This is a genomic window from Sphingomonas sp. 66-10 (assembly GCF_001897045.1).
GTDB classification, from domain to species: domain Bacteria; phylum Pseudomonadota; class Alphaproteobacteria; order Sphingomonadales; family Sphingomonadaceae; genus Sphingomonas; species Sphingomonas lycopersici.
In genome coordinates this window covers 106,021-107,040 of sequence record NZ_MKRR01000106.1, presented here as the reverse complement: position 1 = coordinate 107,040, position 1,020 = coordinate 106,021, and the positions used below count along the sequence as shown (strand labels likewise).

Sequence of the window (1,020 nt, the reverse complement as noted above, 5' to 3'; positions counted from 1 at the left end):
GGCGGAGATCGCCGCCGATCTGCCCGCCGAGGCGATCGTCAGCGACGTCGGCTCGTCTAAGGAATCGGTCGCGAAGGCGCTGCGCGAGGCGCTGCCAGGCGCGATCGTCGTTCCCGCGCACCCCGTCGCCGGCACCGAGCAGAGCGGCCCCGAGGCGGGGTTCGCCTCCTTGTTCCACGGCCGCTGGTGCATCGTCACCCCGCTGGCGGACGGCGACGCGGCCGCCGCGGCGCGGGTCGGCGAATTCTGGCGCCGGCTCGGCAGCAATGTCGAGACGATGGCGCCCGATCACCACGATCGCGTGCTCGCCATCACCAGCCATCTGCCGCACCTCATCGCCTATACGATCGTCGGCACCGCCAACGACCTCGCCGAGGTGACCGAATCCGAGGTGATCAAATTCTCCGCGGGCGGCTTTCGCGACTTCACCCGCATCGCCGCGTCGGACCCGACGATGTGGCGCGACGTGTTCCTCACCAACAAGGAAGCGGTGCTGGAGATGCTCCAGCGCTTCAGCGAAGATCTGTCTCAGCTCCAGCGCGCGATCCGCTGGGGCGACGGCGACACCCTGTTCGAGCATTTCACCCAGACCCGCGCGATCCGCCGCTCGATCGTCGATCAGGGCCAGGACGATGCCGCGGCCGATTTCGGGCGCAAGCACGACTGAGCTTCCACTTCCCCTTCTTCTCTGCGCCCCTCCCTTCGCCACGGAGGGGAGCAAAGGGGCGGGCCGCCTATTTCTCTAGCGCGTTGATCTCCGCCCACACGCGCCGTTCCGCCTCGCGACGCGGCAGGCCGGCGGGGATCGGCGCGCCGATGCGGAAGGTCACCACGCCGGGATGCTTCGCCCCTTTTTTGGGAAGCAGCCGCCCGCTGTCGGTGGCGATCGGCACCACCGGCAGGTCGAGCGCCTTGTACAGCCCGGCAAATCCCGAGCGCAGCGGCGGCTGCTCGCCCGGCGCGACCCGCGTCCCCTCCGGATAGACGATCACCGACCGCCCCGAGGCCTTGGCCGCCGCT

2 protein-coding genes are annotated in these 1,020 nt (G+C 69.9%); one reads left to right on the top strand and one right to left on the bottom strand.

Going from position 1 to position 1,020, the window contains the following annotated elements; all coding sequences use genetic code 11:
- A partial coding sequence (locus tag BGN95_RS10235) for a prephenate dehydrogenase/arogenate dehydrogenase family protein (RefSeq protein WP_286772546.1) occupies window positions 1-667 on the top strand: 667 nt, incomplete at its 5' end.
- 67 nt (window positions 668-734) lie between these two features.
- Here the strand turns inward: BGN95_RS10235 and BGN95_RS10230 are convergent.
- Window positions 735-1,020, bottom strand: a 286-nt coding sequence (locus BGN95_RS10230) for a lysophospholipid acyltransferase family protein (RefSeq protein ID WP_286772545.1), incomplete at its 5' end; no start/stop codon positions are given.